The following is a 17,848-nucleotide window of genomic DNA, read 5'->3' as shown; positions in this document are numbered from 1 at the left end:
TCTATGACCCAAGATTCCATCGACATTGCTTGGTGGCAGCTAGCCCTGTTTAGCTTAACGCTGATCATCCCCTTTGCGATAAACTTTCGCTATCAGTTAGAGATTGGCAAAGATGCCGTGGTCGGTTTACTGCGCATGACGGTGCAGTTATTTCTCATCGGCCTCTATTTACAGTATCTGTTTACCTTAAACAGCTTATGGGTCAATTTGCTTTGGCTACTGATAATGCTATTGGTGGGCAGCTCAGCCATCATTAAAAAAGCTAAGTTACCAGTGCGACCTATGCTTGTCCCGGTGTTATCGGGCTTATTGGTTGGACTGCTGCCTTTGTTAATGTTGCTTTCCTTGGTCATTATTCAGCCGCAACCTTATTACCATGCCCAATACTTAATCCCGCTAGCAGGGATGCTGCTTGGCAATAGCGTCACTAGCAACATTGTTTGCTTGCAGCACTTTTTTTCCGCTTTTAAAGATCGCTGGGACGAATATGAAGGTGCGATCGCTTTGGGTGCAACCTCAGTGCAGGCTTGTCGAGTGTTTGTACAAAGCGCACTGCAAAAAGCCCTCGCACCCATTTTGGCAACCATGGCCACCACAGGCATAGTGTCGTTACCCGGCATGATGACGGGGCAAATATTAGGCGGTACAAGTCCAATGGTGGCCATTAAATATCAATTGCTGATTATGATAGCGATTTGGGTAATGATGAGTGTGTCGATTACCTTATGTTTGTTTTTAGTGGTGAGGCAAAGGATCAGCCCAGAGGGACGGCTGAAAGTAACATTATTAACTAACCCAAGACATGATTGAGCCGATTACAGCCAGATAAATAATGGAGAGTGAGTAATGACCAACGACGAATTCAACCAATTTTGCGCCGCACTGCCCGTTACCACTCATGTGGTGCAATGGGGCGGTGCAGATGTGTGGAAAGTAGGCGGCAAGGTGTTTGCCATTGGTGGTTGGGGACCCAAGCAAAGCGATGGTAAGGCACTGCCGGCTTTTGTGTTTAAAACCTCTGATCTCAACTTTGATTTTTTAAGTCACCAAGAGGGCTTTAGACCTGCGCCTTATATGGCGTCGCGCGGCATGAAGTGGATCCAGCAAGTTGATAACTCAGCAGAAAAAGATGAAGCCTTAACTTATTATCTGAAAGAGTCTTATCGATTGGTGTCATTAGGCCTGACTAAGAAAAAACAGCGTGAGCTAGGCTTAAATCAACAGCCCACACAGTGAATAAATGAACGGAAAAGAACATCGGTGGCTCAGCTTAGCCAAACCACCGCTTAGACGTTACTCAGGATCGTTAAGTAGGACCCAATATTGCCCAGTATCAAGTCGCACTGGATTGTAAATAGCTAGGTGGTCTTCGGGTAATGATTCCACCAATGGGTCTTTATTTTTGTGTACATACTTACGCGCTTGGTAATGGCGATAATGCCCCTGTTGATCCAAGCGGTAAACTTTAGTTGTTTCTGGATAGGTTTGATCATTTCGCCATTCAGCGTAGCCAGTGATGGGTGCTCGGTACAAGTGCTCGGCCTTTTGTGTATTCACCTGCGCTAACGGGCTCTCTTGGCTAATAATGATGTCATCAAAATAGCTATATTGCGCGGTTGCGGGAGCCCAATCACTGCTGCTACCGCCAAAAAACGTTTCAAAGAGTAGCTTATTAATCTTCACATTTTCATTGGTACGCAAAGTTAACCCCACTAAACTAAGCACCTGTTTGCCATCAATATAAGCAACGATAGTACCATCACTTTGACCAATATTATTTAAGCTGACGTGCGTACTAATGGTGTACCACTCGCCTTGCTTAAAGAATTTATAAGTGCTGTCGTAATCGCCACAGTATTCTTGCTTAACTGGGCTGTATTGATAACTAAGCGCATGACCATTTTCACGCCACATAAAACGAGCACTAAAGCCATCTAGCAATGAATTAGTAACGCAACCTGTTGGCTTTTGTCCGCTATCCCAACCGGCAAGTCCGGGTAGCTTGCCCCCTTTAACCCAAGTAAAATTGTCATCAAAGCGTACTTTATATTGCAACCAGAGTTGTTCATGATTAGCTTCTGCTAGCGTGTAGTTAAACACTGAAGCAGAGCCACCCCCCACTTGACCAGCTTCATATTTTACTCGCAACACTGGGTTGGCAGCATTTTCAGGATCGGCAACAATATCTAAACGTCCAGCCGCAATACCTGATGAAGCATTCGCCGGCATAGCCCAATCAGCTGCAAAATCACTTGCGGTATAAGCACCTAAAGCATGCTGATTGAAGTTGTTATGATAGACATACTCACCGCCCACTGGGATAGCAGCGACATTAATAGTTCTAACTGATTCTGTGCTTATTCCCTGATTGTCTTCTGCTATCGCGCTTAGCTGAATACTCCCTAGCGTTGCTGCAACATAAGCAAAATTAAAGGGGGCTTGATCAGCCACACCAAGTAGCTGACCGTTTGCGTAAAAACTGACACGCGCGATGCTTCCCTCGCTATCTGGGCTAGCGGCATTAACTTCTAGCAGGATGTTATCACCTTGTTGGTAGGCGGCATTAGCAAGTGGGCTGAGCCAAGTTAGCTCCGGCATTGGGAGCGGCTGCTCATTAGCGACAACTTTAAAAACAACCGCTGCCGTCTCTAATGACTGCTGGCCACGGTGGTTAAATGCAATCGCAGTAATCCTGTGCTCACCTATGTTTGGCACAAATGAGAACTGATAAGGCGCTTGCTTGGCATAGCCAAGTAAAGCCCCGTTATTATAAAAACCAACCTCGGAAAGTTCATTTTTCACATCCGCCGCATCGACCGTCAATGTGACAGATTGCCCTTGCGTGAACTCCGTTTGAGACAGCGGCAGCAATGAAGCTGTCGGCTCTGGATAGCTTATATCCTGAACGTCAACCTGAACGACATTCGATGCGTCACTTGCCGCACTTTCATTATCAATCGCCACTGCGCTATATTGATGTGAACCGACACTAGGAGTAAGACGCCATTCAAAAGGTGCTGAAGTTAATTTCGCCACATAAGCACCGTTATCAAACAACTGAACACTGCTAATGTCGCCGTCAAGATCGATAGCATCAGCCATGATGGTGATCGTATCGCCAACACTGATTGCACTTCCCTCTAGTATTGTTAACGACACCGTTGGCGCTTTATTGGGATCGCTAGGCTCTGAGCCAGCGCATTCTCCCAGTTTATTCCAAACCTGCCACTGCCCAGAATTGCGACTAGGATCAGCACCTTGGGTCCACCAATTTGCCTTATATTTAATATCTTTGTGAGCAACTTCACTGCCACCAACGAAAACTGCGTTTGCGTCCCACTGCGTCAGATTAGAACAGTCTAAAGCCGCACTTGCTGAGGTGGGTGTCAATGCGATAAGCACGCCGCTTATCAACGTACAATAAGAGAGGTTTTTCATTAATCATCCTTAATTAAAGCTAACATTTATCGTGGAAATCCATTCCACGTATTGCGTGTTTCAGGATGAAAATAGTATGAAAAATAGCAAATGCCAAGCGCTTATGAACACGCAGACAAGATACACAACCAATTGATATTTAATGATATAACTGAATTTACTTAACAACTAGGCAGTTAACTTAACAAATAAAAAAGCAGCCACTAAAAACGTAACGAATTGATAATTAATGATTTTATAGTATCAGCAAGTGCAAGTTGAGACTTAAGTAAGTAACAGCTAGGTATTTTCTTTATTTAACAAGATTGTGAACTCAACCAAACTTTAACCCTCTGTTTTACATATAAAAATCACAAAAACATAAAGTAATGGTTTCATTCCCATCGAGCTTGATGCTCATCCAGTTCAAAGCCAATTTGCTCGCCACTGCTGCACAGCTGTTTCACCTCGGCGGGTGAGCCATCTGGTTGCAGTGATAAATAGCCGATGCCGGAAGCATTAACTAAACGTTCTCCTTTGCCACCCAGATCAGGTCGATGGGGGATCACTTTCATTCTACGACGTTTAGTAAACCAGTTAAGAGGCGAGTAAGGCGCATAAAGCCAGCGATTAAGACGGTCTAACACGCTGAGCAAGCGCGCCGGAAATTCATTTTTGATCCCGCTACTGGTGATTTGCCAAATATCAGGGCCGCCTTGACGCCCTCGCAGTTGCACTTGATAAGCAAAAGAATAGTGCACATCGCCAGATAAAATGATGAAGTGCTGCGGCGTTTTCGAGTGACGAAAGAGATTCAGCAGCACATTAGCAGCACCCCGATGTGCCATCCAGTTTTCGGCGTCCACCATTAAGGGATGCCCGGCCCAAGTAAATAGCTGTTGGATCACCTCAATTAATTTCACGCCGAACATCGGCGCTGGCGATACCAAGATCACCGCTTCTTTGCCAAGCAAGGTTTGTTGTAAATCCGTTAACGCTTCCCAATCCATAAGCCCCGATGGCGCATTAAGATTACGCTCAGAGCGCCAGCGATGAGTGCGCGTGTCTAACACCACCAAAGCGGGCGTGGTCGGCCATTGGTAGTGCCAATGATCAAAGTCGATAAGTTGTTGGATCAATTCGTTATGGGGTTGAGTGCCGGGTTGCTGTAATCCCAGTGCAAGTTGACCCATTAACGCCGTTGAAAAATGTTCCGGCCCATTGCCCCACCCTTGACACAACAAATATCCCACTAAGGCATTGCCCAAAATACGCTTGGAAAACGGGTGACCATAGGCGGCCTGCTCCCAAGCGGCGGAGAGATTCCAATCATCAGTGACATCGTGATCATCAAAAATCATGGCGCAAGGTAAATGCGCCATCACGCGTTGCACTTGAGCCAACCCTTCACTAAAGCGCGCGATCGTCTTTGCTTCTTGAGCGAAAACACCTTGCTGCTCTGGCGTTAAAGCTTCAGGCGGACTAACACTGACCAGCTGCCACGGCGCAGGCGACCACACCAGCAGGTACATTGCCAACACCTCAGCCAACGAGATCAAATGGTTGTGAGCGGTGTCAGAAGTAAATATCGGTTTCTTAACCCCCTTAAACAAGGCTTTGATCGCGTCTTGGGCTTGCTCATCATGACAATCGGGTAATAACAACTCGCGGGTTAAATAGTGCGCTTGAGAACCATGCAATTGCGCCGCATCATCAATAGCAGCATCGGTAAAAGGTTCGTTAAATAGTTCAAGGCGCTTAATCAACTGATGACAAGCAACCAGCATTGGCGTTGCCACATCGTCAGCATATATTTGGTCACCACTCATCATTAATAGCGATGGCCACTGTTCAGGGACAGCCTGACTCAACAGCTGATCGGCCACTACTAAACCATCATCACTGGGATGATGAGGCTTGCGGCATGAGCCATGAAGTAGATGCTCAACTTGGGGCTTAATAATAAAGCCCGGACGCGATTGCTGTGGATAACAAAGCTGCGGCGCCCATGTTTGCCACCCTAACCGCTGCCCCGCTTGTGCACCTTGTTGCGGGATTAAATCAAGCTGATAACCAATCCACTGTTGTTCGGGCAGCGCGGTTTCAAGGGGTAAGTCAATCAAGTGAAAGACCAAGTGCTTACCGGCCATCAATGTTTGCGTAGCACTTTGTAACTGCGCTTGACTGAACTGCAGGTCGGGCTGTTGTGCTGGCGATAACGTCAGCTCAATGGCCACGTTTTCACTGGTGGCTAACCACAAGGTTAACCGTTGCGCAGTGATGCGTCTAAGAATGGGGCCGGCAAGTACCAGCGGTAAAGCAACGTTAGACATAACACCCTATTTCATTCATGTAGTCGCTTTATATTACGCAGGTAGTGGGTTTTTACCCAAATAATTTGCATTTGTTTACACCCAAGCAACTGTTAATATCAATCATTTGTCAATTGACGCAACCATAAAAGGACGTTTACAGATGGGGCAAATACAGCACATTCACCTTAATCGCGTTGAGGTGAAATTAAAAGACACTGACGATCCACTGGCAGCCAAGATCAGTTGGGAGCCTGCCAACCCCGGCGGCACTAATTTTAAGGCGCAAAAACTGATTCAAACTAACCAACAAATAGTGATAACCAAAACCATTGGCGCTTTGTTGTTTGCCTTGGTTTTTGCCATTCCGGGATTCGTGGCATTGTTGATTGGTAGCCCCTATTTTTTTATCAGTGGCGAGTTATTTCTCGGCTTTTTTATGTTGGTATGGGGCGGTATGTTTGGCGGTGTAGGATTTTTTGTTCTGCACAAAGGCAAAAAATTCACCCTCGATAAGGCCAAGGGTATCTATTTTAGGGGAAAAGTATTCGATGACTTTGGCAATGACGACCGCAGCCAGCAAGGCTATCTTAAAGACATTCATGCCATACAACTAATTGCAGAGCATATTCGTTCCAGCTCAAGCAATGGTAGCTCCAGCAACTACATGAGCTATGAAATGAATCTGGTATTAAAAGACGGCGAGCGCGTCAATATTATGGATCACGGCAAGGGCCAAGATGTCGATGAATCTGCGCAACGCTTGGGTGAGTTCTTAGCGGTTCCAATCTGGAAGGCACAATTTTAAAGTTCACTAGGCTTGTGTAGTTTTTACCCAGGCCAACCATCAGGTTGGCCTGGGTACCGTTACTTGGCTGAGGCGCGGGATTTACAAATCTACCACTTCAGGTTGATAGGTCAGCATTTTCACCTTAACTTGCCCGCCTTCAACATTAGCAATAGAGCCTATGTTTGAATCAGAGCTAGCAATGTTGAAGGTGTACATAATGGGCCCCACAGGCACAACAATAGGCGTGATGAACTGGGTGATAGCAACCAATTCATTTTCTTTACCTAGGGCTTTTGGGTCCGTGGTTAATAATAAGTATCGAAAATGCTCACGCTCTCGAGAATTGACATTGATAACCGCTCGGTATCGGCGATTCGAGTAGCCAAATTGCTCTGTTCCTACCTGCGCCACAGGCTGATACTGCTCGTTAAGGAAGAGGGCCATAGGGCTTAAGATACTGTCTATCCCAACAAAAGAATCAATCACTAATTGATAGTCTTGCTCTGACGCCGGTAGCACGATAGGTAAAACAAACGTAGCTCCCCAACTAAATGCGCCACACTGACTTTCTTGACTGCCTAACATAGCCTTCACCTGACCATCTTCATCAAAGTTGATGTAAGAATATTGATCAAATTCATCGACACAGTTAGTCCGCGCAGCTAGCAGCTGACTAAAATTAGGCTGGGTGTTGGCACAACCCGATAAAAGCAGCGTAGCCAATAACAAGCAGCAGGCTAAATTTGTCTTAGTCATATTACTCAACTATCTGCTCGACTTGTGCGTTAGGCTGCTTAGCCAGTTTTTGCGCCACTTTTTCAGCAAACTTTTGAACGCCTTCCTCTAGTCCATCAATCGCTTGTTCAGGGCTTGCGGCTAATAACTCTATGGTGTTATAGGCATATTGCTTGTCGCTTAAGATATGGTCTGCTTCGATATCATATTCTGAAGGCGGGAAGCCAAAAAAGAAGCGATTTTGGAATACAACCGCCTTGTTTTGGGTATCAATTAAGCGCACCTGACCGATAAGGTTAGGGATAAAGTCGCTCTCCATCCCAGCGGCCAAGTAAGCTAGGTAGTAATTTAAATCAAGTATTGCGTCGGTATTCTGATCGACTAAATCCTTATAAGAAACTAAATAGCCATTTTCACGCTTTCTATCAGTGATGATCGAACTTACCTGATAGCCTTCTTTCTCTAGGCTAGCCTTAAGAGCGGTTACAATAGCTTGTTGCCAATCCGGCATTGTTTCACCAACTGCTTCATTAAAAGTGCTGGTATCAGATGCCATATCCGCTTCCGCAATTAACGCCCCTAAAAGACCAAAACTTTGACCAGCATGGGTTTGAATTCGCACAGGCACCTCTTCCTGTTGCGCTGGCTCGATAATGGTAATGTGCTTCAAGTGCTGGTTTTTTTCCGGATTAAAATGTTGCGGTTTAGGCATGCCTGCACAACCACCTAGAAACACCACTGCCAATAATACAAATAACTTGCCCACAACAAACACTCCAGCTCAAAAGATATAATTGCGCGGATTTTAGTAAGAACCCAGCTCGGCGCAATCGATAGGTTTCGACCAAACCAGCCAAGCCCACCAATCAGCACCACAAAGACCACGTGGTGAGCCTTTTATATAAATACCATTATCAAAAACCGACCTACAATAAAGATAAAAACATCAATAACTTCAACAACTAATACAAGACTTTTCGCGCATAGCACTCGCTATATTTGATCGTAAAGCTAAGCACGACTAATTGGCGAGCGAGCTGATGAAAAAAATGGTTGTAACCAACAGAGACTAAGATAGCGGAGTAGTAACATAATTGACCGTAGCAGCGGTGCAAAGCCTGCCATGTCAAAACAAAGAAATAATTAGAAGGGTCATCGCTGCATTGATTGGAATGTGTCATATTGACCGATGCTGGGTCGGGAAGCGCGTTTTTGAAACCAAGAAACAGCGTAATAAATCAACAAAGGCATAATACTCCCGACAGCACGAGCAAAGATGTAGATGAATCTGCGCAACGCTTGGGTGAGTTCTTAGCGGTTCCTATCTGGAAGGCACAATTTTAACATGATGAAAAATACAATTTCAGTTACCTATTTCAAGCATCCCTACGCCGAGTTTGTCATCGGCACCTATCAAAACCAGCTGTGTTTATGTGATTTTCGCTACCGTAAAATGCGTACAACGGTCGACAATCGACTGAAAAAGCAGTTAAAGGCTGAATTTATTGAGCAGAGTAATCCACTTATTGAAGCAACCATAACGCAATTAGAAGAATACTTCCTCGGTCAACGCAGTGAGTTTGATTTACCTTTATTACTGGTCGGCACTGAGTTTCAGCAAGCGGTTTGGCAAGCTCTCACTCAAGTTAAGTACGGTGAAACCGCCAGCTATTTAGACTTAGCACAAGCGATTAATAATGAAGGCGCGGTCAGGGCCGTAGGCACAGCCAATGGTGCTAACGCCTTAGCGATCATTATTCCTTGTCATCGCATTATTGGCCGCAATGGTGAATTAGTAGGCTACGGCGGCGGCCTGCCCTTGAAAAAACGTTTGTTAGAGTTAGAGCAAAATCTATTTTTATAATGAGTACAACTTAACAAACCATGTTACACGCCACTTAGGTACGCAAAACCTAGGTGGCTGAAAGCACGGCGATCACATGTCATATCTATACAAATAGCTATAACCTACTGAACAAAAAGACATTTAGTGTCACCAAAAAATAATAATTCGTCACCTTGCTGTCATCCTCCAAATCTAGTCTAGTCAATGTATTAAGTTACATTCCCTATGAATCTAACTATTTCAGTTAAGTTCTTGTCGGTATTCCCTTTTTAACAATGAGCAACGATCACTATGATGACGAGTAAACACTTGTTTATGTGTCTTATACCGAGCTTAGCCCTTACGGCCTGTGGCTCTGACTCTAAGACAGACGAAAAAACCGCACAACCGCCTGTAACAGTGGCGCTAAGAGTGCTTGAAACCACCGATCTTCATACCAACATTATGGATTTCAATTACTACGCTGGCGCCACTGACCCCAAAATCGGTCTGGCGCGTACCGCCAGCCTGATTAAACAAGCCCGCGCGGAAGCAACTAACTCGGTGCTGGTTGATAATGGTGACTTGCTACAAGGCAGCCCGATGGGCGACTACGTGGCAAAAATTGGCTTAAATGAAGGGGATGTTCACCCTGCTTTTAAAGCAATGAATCTGCTCGATTACGATGTTGCCAACATAGGTAACCATGAATTTAACTATGGTTTAGATTTCTTACACACCGCTATCGCTGGCGCTGATTTCCCTTACATTAATGCCAATGTTTATTGTGCCGAAGAAACCTGCTGGAACGGTATTAAAAAAGGTGAGAACTTATTTACCCCCTACTTAATCAAAACCACCCCAGTAATAGACAATAAAGGCAATAAGCATGATCTAAAAATTGGCTATATCGGTTTTGTCCCACCGCAAATAATGCAATGGGACAAACAAAACCTAACGGGCAAAGTTGAAGCCAGAGATATTGTTGCCTCAGCCAAAAAATTTGTACCTGAAATGAAGCAAAAAGGTGCCGATATTATTATTGCTATTCCCCACTCTGGCATTGGTTCTAGTGAAAATCCGGGTAATATGATGGCAGAAAATGCCACTTACGCGCTCACTCGAGTCGATGGCATTAATGCGATTATGTTTGGCCATAGTCACTCTGTATTCCCTCACGAAAATTACGCCGATGTTGCCGAAGTAGATGTTGAAAAAGGGCTGATTAATGGTATCCCTGCCGTCATGCCGGGTCGCTGGGGCGATAACCTTGGCATGGTAGACCTAACCCTTGAATGGAAAAATGATACTTGGCAAGTCGCCAACGGCCAATCAAGTGTGAAGCCTATTTATGATGGTGCTAATAAAACACCAATGGTTGACGCCGACAAAGATATTCAAGATGCAGTTGAAAATGAACATTTAGCGACGATCTCATTTGTCGACCAACCTATTGGGGTTGCGTCTGAGAATATGTATAGCTTTCTTACCTTGGTACAAGATGATCCTACGGTGCAGATCGTGTCAGATGCACAAATTGCTCATGTTAAAGCAAGTTTGACTGATGACCTCAAAGGCCTGCCTGTATTGTCAGCATCAGCTCCTTTTAAAGCCGGTGGTCGCCACAGTACCGAAAGCGATGCGGACCAATACGTACAAGTGGATGCAGGCGAGCTTACCTATAAAAACGCAGCAGATTTATATCTTTACCCTAATACTATGGTGGCGTTAAAAGTGTCAGGTAAGGAGCTTAAAGACTGGCTGGAATGCAGTGCCAACCAATTTAACCAGATCAAGCCGGATGTTACGACGCCACAGTACCTGATTAATTGGCAAGGCCACCCAACTTATAACTTCGACGTTATTGATGGCGTGACTTATCTGATTGATGTTACTCAACCGAGTAAGTTCGACCGCGATTGTAAGGTTATCAATGCAGGGGCCGAGCGTATTGTTGATTTGAAATACACAGACGACAATGGCCAAGTTTACTCAGGTGAAGAGCTAAGCAACATGACGTTTATTGTTGCTTCAAATAACTACCGTGCTTTTGGTGGCAAATTTGCGGGGACAGGTAGCGACTATGTTGCACTGGAGCTTCCTGACACCAATCGCGAAGCGCTGGCTAGCTATATTAAGGCTGAATCGGGTTATGAGGCTGCCACTAACCGTTTTAACTCACAAGTGAATCCATCGGCCGACTATAACTGGGACTTTAAAAGTATCCCTGCAACGGTTGCGCTAGACATCCGCTTTGAGACGCAAAATTCAGCGAAGGCAGATGCCTTTATTGCTCAATATGCCCGCCGTAATATGACAAAACTAGCAGACACTGATGCGCTAGGCTTTGCGGTTTATCAGATAGATCTATCTGCCAACCCTTAGTGGTAAATCATTTCTGAGCAAAGTAATGGCTTAGGCCGTAGTTCCAGGATGAAAAAAAGGATGCTGAAAAGCATCCTTTTTGTTGCTGTCTCTCATTCGCACCGGCAGTATGTTTTCACCGCAAAATTTTGTCTTCAGAGATGAAAGCGCAAAGCGTATAGCGACACATTGACAACGTTGGTTCGGTGAAAAATATACTTTCTGTTTATTCCAGCGTGCGAATTACTATTCCTTTTCGCTTAACTGTGTATCACTTGAGTCAGCTAATTTTGCTTCAAGTGCAGCCAGTTTTTGCTCCATGTCCATTAACTTTTCACGAGTGCGCAGCAATACCTGGGTTTGCACTTCAAATTCTTCACGATTAACCAGATCAAGTTTGTTGAGTTGTGACTGCAATACCTGCTTCACTTTGCGCTCAACTTCTTCACCTATGGTTTTTACACCGGGTGGCAAAGCTTCGGACACTTGCTTGGCAATTTCTTCTAATTTCTTTGGGTTGATCATATTAACTCCTTAAATTCTGCCTTCATTCTAGCCCCTTTACCCGACAAAAACAGCCCCTAAACCTTGCGACTACGTTATGTAATTCAGCCAACACTGGCGATGGCATCTTGGCAGCGAATACAATTTTGATCGGGGCAGTGAGTGATACTTTGCTGAGCGCTAATGGCGCGTTTACAACGTTTCACTAAAGGCTCAAGGGGATACAAGGTCCACAGGCTAGCGCCAACAGTGTATTCGCGTGCAATAGGTGCAAGTACAGGCGCTAAGTTGTTAAAGCCGTTAGAGCAACTGCCAATGGCAGCAAGTACGGTTTCGACTTGCCCCGTGTGCGGATTAATTTGCTGCGCCCAACGCTGAAAGAGCTCACGGCCACTGAGTTGCTCGCCATAATGGATCGGTGTTACGGATGTTAAATCAACGCCCAACGTTAATACCCAAGCCTGTGGCTGGTTTTCGTATAGGCCATAAACGTTTTGTAAGGTCTGGTGCTGTAATATTTCTGCGGCGTGAGGACCCACACCAACAAAAGAATTAATTGGATGCTGACTACGCTCACGATTGGGATAGTGTAACAACGCCTTCGGCAACGCGCCCATGCTCGGCTCAATATCATTACCTTGCACATCAAAAGGCTCTGGAGTAAAAAAATCCCATTCGCCTCGGTGTCCATTGCCTGCACACTGCCAACTGGATGGCGGATTAGCCAAAGGTGAATAAGTAAAGCTAGGCATGATCAAGGTGCAGTCAGCGGCAATAAGAGGATCAAATAAACTTGCAGCGCCTCCTTCTAAATGACCAAATGACTTGATTGAACCGTGAATAAATAAGGTTTTTCCTGCGAGCGCCAGATCCGCTATCGCTTGTTGAATATCTTCTATTGTTGTCATTGGCAGGCTCCTATTAAGCATTTACACCATAAGGGTTTTCTGCCTGATACACCATGATTTAGGCCAACTAGAATGGCGATTCTGTGAACTAATTCAACGCCGTTAAAAAAGCACTAATCAGCGGATCTGGTGCGCGCTTTTTCAAACACACCACACCAAGATCAAAGGGCTCTAATAACTTATCGGTTTTGACTACTTGCACTCGGTCGCGCACAGGGCTGTTCTCAACGACCACTTCAGGCACTATACCCACCCCACACCCCAAGGCAACCATGCTGACCAAGGCTTCGTGGCCTGTCACGCTAGCGTAAATATGGGGTTTGCGAATGTGCATTTGCCGAAACCAAGAATTAATACGCCGGCGTGCAGGGCCATGTTCAGGCAAAATATAAGGCAGTTGCTGCCAAGGAATAGGCTTTTGACTCATTTGCTGCTGCACAGAGCAAGCGATCATTGGCGCGATAACCGACAAAGGAATTTCCGCCAAGCTGTAAAACTTTAGCTGGCTCGACAAATTATCTGGGCAAGCAGCGATGGCAACATCCGCTTGCTCATACTGCACTCTCTCTACTGCTTGCGCAGCATCCCCCGTTGCCAGCACGATTTCAACCTGTGGATGAGCAAAGCGAAAACGATCCAAAATAGCCGGTAGGTGACTGTAGGCTGCGGTAACCGAACAATAAATACTCAGCTTTCCTTCTAATTGCGTGTCATGCTCTTGTAAATCAAGCTTTAACATTTGCCAGCTATCCAATTGCTGCTGCGCAAAACCAAGAAATTTTTGCCCTGCGGGTGTCAATGCCACACTACGGTTATCGCGCTGTAACAAACTGCTGCCAACCTCTTGCTCTAAGCGCTGAATAATACGGCTTAAAGTAGATGGGCTAAGATGCAGCGCTTCAGCGGATTTGCCGAAATGATGGCTATTAGCAAGGTGGATAAATGCCTGTAGTGATTTTAAATCCATAAATACCTCCGCTGCGTCAAACTGATGTTGCACTATTTGCAATATAAGTTTGCAAATATATCATTTTAAGCAACGTAGTTCTTGTTATATAGTGCTCTACGTCGAGTGGCAATCAGGTCAACTACCTAGGCCACCAAAAATTCTAAATATACATGCAAAGGGAACATCTCATGGCTAATAACTACTTTAATACGCTTAACTTGCGTCAACAATTAGAGCAACTAGGCAAATGTCGCTTCATGGATCGTAGCGAGTTCGCGAACGGCTGTGAATTCATCAAAGGTTGGAAAATTGTAGTTATCGGTTGTGGTGCTCAAGGCCTAAACCAAGGTCTAAACATGCGTGATTCAGGCCTAGACATTTCTTATGCATTACGTGAAGCAGCGATCAAAGAGCAACGCCAGTCTTACAAAAACGCAAAAGAAAATGGCTTTAACGTAGACACTTACGAAAACCTAATCCCAACTGCAGATCTAGTATTAAACCTAACGCCAGACAAACAGCACACTAGCGTAGTAAACGCGGTAATGCCGTTAATGAAAGAAGGCGCAACACTGGCTTACTCACACGGTTTCAACATCGTTGAAGAAGGCATGCAAATCCGTAAAGACATCACGGTAATCATGGTTGCACCTAAGTGCCCGGGCTCAGAAGTACGTGAAGAGTACAAGCGTGGCTTTGGTGTACCAACCCTAATGGCGGTTCACCCTGAGAACGACCCTAAAGGTCAAGGCTTTGAAATTGCTAAGGCTTACGCCAGTGCTACTGGTGGCGACCGTGCCGGTGTACTTGAGTCTTCTTTTGTTGCTGAAGTTAAATCTGACTTGATGGGTGAGCAAACTATCCTATGTGGTATGTTGCAAACAGGCGCTATCTTGGCATACGACAAGATGGTTGCTGACGGTATCGAAGCGGGCTACGCAGCGAAACTAATCCAATACGGTTGGGAAACGGTAACAGAAGGCCTTAAATACGGCGGCATCACTAACATGATGGATCGTCTATCTAACCCAGCTAAAATTAAAGCATTCGACATGGCTGAAGAGTTGAAAGTGACCATGCGTCCACTTTTCAACAAGCACATGGACGACATCATCACAGGTCACTTCTCTAAAACTATGATGGAAGACTGGGCCAATGATGACAAAAACCTATTAACATGGCGTGAAGAAACGGCTGAAACTGGCTTTGAAAAAGAAGGTCCTTCAGACGTAGTTATCGATGAGCAAGAGTTCTACGACAACGGTATTCTACTAGTGGCGATGGTTAAAGCAGGTGTTGAGCTAGCGTTTGAAGCGATGACTGCATCTGGCATCATCGAAGAGTCTGCTTACTACGAGTCACTACACGAAACACCACTAATCGCTAACACGATTGCACGTAAGAAACTTTACGAAATGAACGTGGTCATTTCAGATACAGCTGAATACGGCTGTTACTTGTTTGCTCACGCTGCCGTGCCAATGCTGAAAGACTACGTAAATGGCTTAAGCTCTGAATTAATCGGTAAGGGTCTAAACCTGAAAACTAACTCAGTAGACAACAAACGTTTAATCGAAGTGAACGAAGCAATTCGCACTCACCCAGTAGAAATCGTAGGTAAGAAACTACGCGGCTACATGAGCGACATGAAAGCAATTGTTGAAGCGGCTAAATAAGCTAGCAAGCAACTTGTTTTAAACAAAAAACCAAGGCTAATGCCTTGGTTTTTTTGTAGTGGGCTCTCTATCTTTCGCAATAGATACTTTCGCTTTATGCTCGACAAGGCTCGAACAAGTCGAGAGAGGAGTCATACACCTTGGTATGAACATCCAGAATTCCAAGTAATGAATGGAAAATATAATCGTGTGAAAATAGATCCGTTTGGCGTGCGGATGCCTTTAAGCAATCTTGATTGATATTTTTTGCTTGCGCAAAGCTTGGTGACATCCAGAGCATCAAGGGTACTTTGGTTTGATATTCTGGCGCTAAGCGGTAAGGCATACCATGGAGAAATAAGCCGCCCTCGCCCAGCGATTCACCGTGATCCGAGATATAAACTAATGCCGTGTTATAGCGCGCCTCTAGCACTTTGAGTTTTTTTATTGTTTCGCTCAACACATAATCCGTATAAAGAATGGTGTTGTCATACGTGTTGATAATTTGTTCAACGGAGCAGTTTTCGATATCAGCCCTCTGACAGTCAGGCTTAAATTCACGTTGCTCTTCAGGGTAACGCTGAAAGTAAGTGGGCCCGTGACTGCCAATTAAATGCATATTAATTAGCATGTTCCCTTTTAATTTAGCGACGTTTTGCTCAAAATCTTGCAATAGCGCCATGTCATGGCAAGTACTGCCGTTACAGAAACTGTCTTTACGAGAACGGTCGACGGTAAATAATTCGATATTGCGAGCAACCCCTTTATCACCACCGTTATTCTCTAGCCAAAGCTGAGACACCTCTGCCGTCTTAAGGATATCCAGTACATTATCTTGGTTATTTGCAACCTGGCGATCGAAATTAGAGCGAGGCAGATAAGAAAACATACAAGGTAACGATATGGCCGTCGATGTACCACAAGCGCTGACATCTTGATATGAAATGACGTTGAGGTTTCGGATGTATTTATTGGTCGGGCGATCATACCCATTGAGTTCATAATTTTGCGAACGCGCTGTTTCACCGACAACCAATACTAACAAGGTGGTTTTTTGTTCGGCCATTTGTAAGGCTTGCTCAGACTGCTTGGCATCTAGGCCAAGTTGGCGATAAGGCTGTGGCGTGGTTAAGTATCTTGTGTTGACTAATTTACTCGCACTGTGAACAAAATAAGTCGGGATCAGCATCTTTTTAAGGTAAGAATTATTACGACCTACAGAGCTATAATCCTGATAGTAGAGTGCGGCAATCAATACAATAACCACTATCGATAGCGCCATACTCAGTAATTTTTTCAACAACACACGACCAAATGCCCCCTCTGTCGTCAGCTTAACAGCAAAGACCAAAATAGCGGGAATAATCCCCATCATTAATGTCCAACTTACTGAGTATAAGCTTAGGTAAGAACTGGCTTCGCTAGGATCGGTTTCAACGATGTTGACCATCATGTCATAGTCAAATAGGGTGCCATAATGAAAACTTGCATAGCTCACCATCGATGACAGAACCAACAGTAAAGCAAAGAACGGTTTCCCTAGCCAAGGCCAAGTAAACAGGTTGAAGATTAAATTTAGCGCTGCAATAAAAAAAATCGGTAACGAAATAGCAAAACCAACTTTGAATTCACCCTGTTGTATTAAGATACTGTGCAGCTCTTTGTAGACGGGAATATTGACGATTAAGGCAAAGTAAAGCGCCAACAAAAAAGTGAAGGAGCTAAAGGAAAGTCTTAGTGTAGCTAGTTTTATTTGTTTCATAGTAAGTCCACCACAACGGAAACCCAAACAAATAGTGCTAGCCCCAAAGCAATAAACACCGCAGCAGAGGCAATATCCTTCGCTCAGCCACTCAGTTCATGCCACTCATCACCAATTCGATCCACGACAGCTTCAACCGCGGAGTTCATTAGTTCAACAATAACAATAAGCAGCAGGCTCGAAATAAGCAAAATGCGCGCTAAGTTAGACACTGGTAACAGGGTTGCTACCACAGAAAAAATCACCAAGAGGACCACTTCTTGACGGAATGCAGCTTCATTTAACCATGCCGCTTTTAGCCCTTTAATTGAATAGCCTGTCGCATCAATAATACGCTCAATACCCACCTTATTTGGTTTCAAGTTAAACTCCATTTTTCTACAATTGCTCATGTTTTTAATAGGCTATGGATAATAGCCATGATGTGATGATGGCAAGGTACGCGATCCTATTACTTGGTTCTGTAGCAATTTTGTCATGGTGTGTAAGCTTGTGTGAGGTTTGGTTTTTTGTGCCTAAAAAAGAGGCATTAACGTCAATAGAGCTAAAAAATCGATGCTTGGCGTGTTTTCGCGATAACCAAAGATGCATGTTTCAAGCATCTCTAGGTCGATTGGGTATATAATG

14 protein-coding genes and 1 pseudogene are annotated in these 17,848 nt (G+C 44.7%); 6 read left to right on the top strand and 9 right to left on the bottom strand.

The annotated features are described in order from the left end of the window. The first annotated feature begins 3 nt into the window (after nt 1-3). Both K6Y31_RS19060 and K6Y31_RS19055 read left to right on the top strand, forming a co-directional pair. The gene (locus K6Y31_RS19060; protein ID WP_233054632.1) at nt 4-810 is read left to right on the top strand and encodes an ABC transporter permease; all 807 of its coding nucleotides are present in this window, start codon (nt 4-6) and stop codon (nt 808-810) included. A gap of 36 nt (nt 811-846) precedes the next feature. Next, nucleotides 847-1,236 (top strand): MmcQ/YjbR family DNA-binding protein, encoded by a 390-nt coding sequence (locus K6Y31_RS19055; RefSeq protein WP_233054631.1) that lies wholly within the window; start codon nt 847-849, stop codon nt 1,234-1,236. Nucleotides 1,237-1,293: 57 nt separating this feature from the next. On the opposite strand, the gene K6Y31_RS19050 is transcribed toward K6Y31_RS19055, so the two are convergent. Together K6Y31_RS19050 and K6Y31_RS19045 are read right to left on the bottom strand one after the other, a co-directional pair. Then, on the bottom strand, nt 1,294-3,438 hold the full coding sequence (locus K6Y31_RS19050; protein WP_233054630.1) for a polysaccharide lyase: 2,145 nt from the start codon (nt 3,436-3,438) through the stop codon (nt 1,294-1,296). 374 nt (nt 3,439-3,812) lie between these two features. Further along, the gene (locus tag K6Y31_RS19045) at nt 3,813-5,750 is read right to left on the bottom strand and encodes an alkaline phosphatase D family protein (protein ID WP_233054629.1); all 1,938 of its coding nucleotides are present in this window, start codon (nt 5,748-5,750) and stop codon (nt 3,813-3,815) included. 142 nt (nt 5,751-5,892) lie between these two features. Between K6Y31_RS19045 and K6Y31_RS19040 the strand changes: the two genes are divergently transcribed. Further along, entirely contained in the window at nt 5,893-6,537 is a 645-nt protein-coding gene (locus tag K6Y31_RS19040; protein ID WP_233054628.1) for a hypothetical protein, read from the top strand. Nucleotides 6,538-6,618: 81 nt separating this feature from the next. Here the strand turns inward: K6Y31_RS19040 and K6Y31_RS19035 are convergent, their stop codons facing one another. Beyond that, on the bottom strand, nt 6,619-7,275 hold the full coding sequence (locus tag K6Y31_RS19035; protein WP_233054627.1) for a MalM family protein: 657 nt from the start codon (nt 7,273-7,275) through the stop codon (nt 6,619-6,621). A gap of 1 nt (nt 7,276) precedes the next feature. Beyond that, nucleotides 7,277-8,020, bottom strand: a complete 744-nt coding sequence (locus K6Y31_RS19030) for a hypothetical protein (RefSeq protein WP_232803693.1) — start codon at nt 8,018-8,020, stop codon at nt 7,277-7,279. Nucleotides 8,021-8,602: 582 nt separating this feature from the next. Between K6Y31_RS19030 and K6Y31_RS19025 the strand changes: the two genes are divergently transcribed. Further along, nucleotides 8,603-9,118: a methylated-DNA--[protein]-cysteine S-methyltransferase gene (locus K6Y31_RS19025; protein ID WP_427901919.1), complete on the top strand. Its 516-nt coding sequence runs from the start codon at nt 8,603-8,605 to the stop codon at nt 9,116-9,118. Between the two features lie 273 nt (nt 9,119-9,391). After that, the gene (locus K6Y31_RS19020) at nt 9,392-11,464 is read left to right on the top strand and encodes a bifunctional 2',3'-cyclic-nucleotide 2'-phosphodiesterase/3'-nucleotidase (RefSeq protein ID WP_233054625.1); all 2,073 of its coding nucleotides are present in this window, start codon (nt 9,392-9,394) and stop codon (nt 11,462-11,464) included. A gap of 225 nt (nt 11,465-11,689) precedes the next feature. Here the strand turns inward: K6Y31_RS19020 and ubiK are convergent, their stop codons facing one another. From ubiK to ilvY, 3 genes are all read right to left on the bottom strand, one after another. Beyond that, on the bottom strand, nt 11,690-11,968 hold the full coding sequence (gene ubiK, locus K6Y31_RS19015) for a ubiquinone biosynthesis accessory factor UbiK (RefSeq protein ID WP_232803696.1): 279 nt from the start codon (nt 11,966-11,968) through the stop codon (nt 11,690-11,692). Between the two features lie 83 nt (nt 11,969-12,051). Beyond that, a complete protein-coding gene (locus K6Y31_RS19010; RefSeq protein WP_233054624.1) occupies nt 12,052-12,855 on the bottom strand; it encodes an AAC(3) family N-acetyltransferase in 804 nt (267 codons plus the stop codon). A gap of 88 nt (nt 12,856-12,943) precedes the next feature. Further along, nucleotides 12,944-13,822 carry an HTH-type transcriptional activator IlvY gene (ilvY, locus tag K6Y31_RS19005; RefSeq protein WP_233054622.1) on the bottom strand — a complete coding sequence of 293 codons (879 nt, stop codon included), beginning with the start codon at nt 13,820-13,822 and terminating at the stop codon, nt 12,944-12,946. 170 nt (nt 13,823-13,992) lie between these two features. Between ilvY and ilvC the strand changes: the two genes are divergently transcribed. After that, nucleotides 13,993-15,480: a ketol-acid reductoisomerase gene (gene ilvC, locus K6Y31_RS19000; protein WP_233054620.1), complete on the top strand. Its 1,488-nt coding sequence runs from the start codon at nt 13,993-13,995 to the stop codon at nt 15,478-15,480. A gap of 94 nt (nt 15,481-15,574) precedes the next feature. Here ilvC and K6Y31_RS18995 read toward each other — a convergent pair whose 3' ends face one another. Further along, nucleotides 15,575-17,221, bottom strand: coding sequence for a phosphoethanolamine transferase (locus tag K6Y31_RS18995; RefSeq protein ID WP_233054618.1), 1,647 nt, complete (start codon nt 17,219-17,221; stop codon nt 15,575-15,577). Continuing rightward, a pseudogene (locus tag K6Y31_RS18990) lies at nt 17,218-17,583 on the bottom strand (diacylglycerol kinase). Before K6Y31_RS18990 ends, K6Y31_RS18995 begins: the two are co-directional and overlap by 4 nt. Nucleotides 17,584-17,848: the final 265 nt, after the last annotated feature.

The organism is Motilimonas cestriensis, from assembly GCF_021295315.1.
Taxonomy (GTDB): Bacteria; Pseudomonadota; Gammaproteobacteria; order Enterobacterales; family CBDFNC01; genus Motilimonas; species Motilimonas cestriensis.
The sequence above is the reverse complement of the archived record's forward strand: the minus strand, read 5'-3'. Positions and strand labels throughout refer to the sequence as shown.